Annotated in this window: 1 protein-coding gene and 1 pseudogene; both read right to left on the reverse strand. The window is 67.6% G+C overall.

The window, feature by feature from the left end:
- A pseudogene (locus VFB18_RS04205) lies at positions 1-230 on the reverse strand (transcription elongation factor GreA); the annotation flags it as partial.
- Positions 231-349: 119 nt separating this feature from the next.
- Positions 350-2,261, reverse strand: a 1,912-nt coding sequence (gene carB, locus VFB18_RS04210) for a carbamoyl-phosphate synthase large subunit (RefSeq protein WP_324971327.1), incomplete at its 5' end; no start/stop codon positions are given.

The following is a 2,261-nucleotide window of genomic DNA, read 5'->3' on the forward strand; positions in this document are numbered from 1 at the left end:
GGGTCGATGATCTCCGCGCGCGACAGCTTGTCCTCGAGCTCGGCCACCTTGGCCTCGTTGAGCCCCTGGGCGTCCTTGGCGGCGTGATACTCGGCGTTCTCGGAAAGGTCGCCGTGATCGCGTGCCTCGGCAATCTGCTGGATGATGCGCGGACGCTCTTCCACCTTGAGGCGGTGCAATTCGGCCTCGAGCTTCTTGAACCCCTCGACCGTCATCGGCACTTTTTCCATGGGCCTTGCTCGCGTTTCCGCCCGGCTCCCCTATTTCGGACGCCGGTAGCCAAAGTTCCACTTTCACCCAGTCTTTCGGGTTTGGCCAGCCCTTCTCGGGGCGGCGCACCGCACCATCCTCAGGATGCGTGGTTTACGTAGGACTGCAGCGGCGCCACGGAAAGGGTACCTGCTGCGAGCGCTTTAATGGCTTGAGTCGCCGCCAGCGCACCAGCCAGAGTTGTATAGTAAGGGATGTGGTAGAGCAAGGCCGTGCGCCGGATGTCCTTGGAGTCCGCGAGCGCCTTGGCACCCTCGGTGGTGTTGAACACGAGGTGCGCCTCGCCGTTCTTCATCAGGTCGACGATGTGCGGCCGCCCCTCGAGCACCTTGTTGACCTGCTCGCAGGGAATGCCGTGCGCGGCGAGCGCCCGCCGGGTGCCGCGCGTGGCGATGATGCGAAAACCCAGCTCGACGAGATCGCGCACGGCGCCGAGGATCCCCTCCTTGTCGGCGTCGCGCACGGAGACGAACACGGTGCCACCGAGCGGCAGGATGTTGCCGGCGCCGAGCTGGCTCTTGGCGAAGGCCATGGCGTAGTCGCGGTCGATGCCCATCACCTCGCCGGTGGAGCGCATCTCCGGTCCCAGCACCGGATCGACGCCGGGGAAGCGCGCGAAGGGAAACACGGCTTCCTTCACCGCCACGTGCCCGAGCCGGCCCGCCTTCAGCTTGAAGGACGCGAGCGGTTCGCCGTTCATGATGCGCGCGGCAATGCCGGCGATCGGCTTGCCGATCACCTTGGCGACGAACGGCACGGTGCGCGAGGCGCGCGGGTTGACTTCCAGGATGTAGATCTCGCGGCCTTTCACGGCGTACTGCACGTTCATCAGGCCGACCACGTTGAGAGCCAGCGCCATGTCGCGCGTCTGCTTCTCGAGGCGCACGAGGATCGAGGAGGGCAGCGAATGGGCCGGCAGCGAGCAGGCGCTGTCGCCCGAATGGATGCCCGCCTCCTCGATGTGCTCCATGATGCCGGCGATGAAGGTGTCGCGGCCGTCGCAGAGGCAATCGACGTCGACCTCGATGGCGTCGGCCAGATAGCGGTCGATGAGCAGCGGCCGCCGCTCCGACACGGCGAGCTCGGAGGGCTGGTTGAGCGTGGCCGACAGGCGGGCCACGTAGCGGTCGAGCTCGGCTCCGTCGGCGACGATCTCCATGGCCCGGCCGCCCAGCACGTAGGAGGGGCGGATCATCACCGGATAGCCGAGCCCGTCGGCGACGCTGCGCGCCTCGGCGAGGTTGCGGGCAATCCCGCTCGCCGGCTGCTTCAAGTGCAGACGGTCGACCAGCTCCTTGAAGCGGTCGCGGTCCTCGGCGAGGTCGATGGCCTCGGGCGAGGTGCCGAGGATCGGCACGCCGGCCGCCTCCAGGGGATGCGCGAGCTTGAGCGGCGTCTGCCCGCCGAACTGCACGATCACGCCCTTGAGGCGGCCCCGCGACTGCTCGACGTGGATGATCTCCAGCACGTCCTCGGCGGTGAGCGGTTCGAAGTAGAGCCGGTCCGAGGTGTCGTAGTCGGTCGACACCGTCTCCGGGTTGCAGTTGACCATGATGGTCTCGGTACCGGCCTTGGCCAGGGCGAACGAGGCATGGCAGCAGCAATAGTCGAACTCGATGCCCTGGCCGATGCGGTTGGGTCCGCCGCCCAGGATCACGACCTTGTCCCGGTCGGAGGGACGTGCTTCGTCGGCAGGACCGCCATCGAGAGCGAGCCCCTCTTCGTAGGTGGAGTACATGTAGGCGGTGGGCGAGGCGAACTCGGCCGCGCACGTGTCGATGCGCTTGAAAACGGGGCGCACGCCGAGACCGATGCGCCGCCGGCGCACCTCCGCCTCGTCGAGGCCGGCGAGCCTGGCCAGGCGCGCGTCGGAGAAGCCCATGGCCTTGAGCATCCTCAGCTGCCGCGCTGTACCGGGCAGGCCGTGGGCGCGCACGCGCGCCTCCATGTCGACGATCTCCTGGATCCGCTCCAGGAACCACGGATCGATC

This window comes from Methyloceanibacter sp., assembly GCF_035650995.1.
GTDB lineage: Bacteria > Pseudomonadota > Alphaproteobacteria > Rhizobiales > Methyloligellaceae > Methyloceanibacter.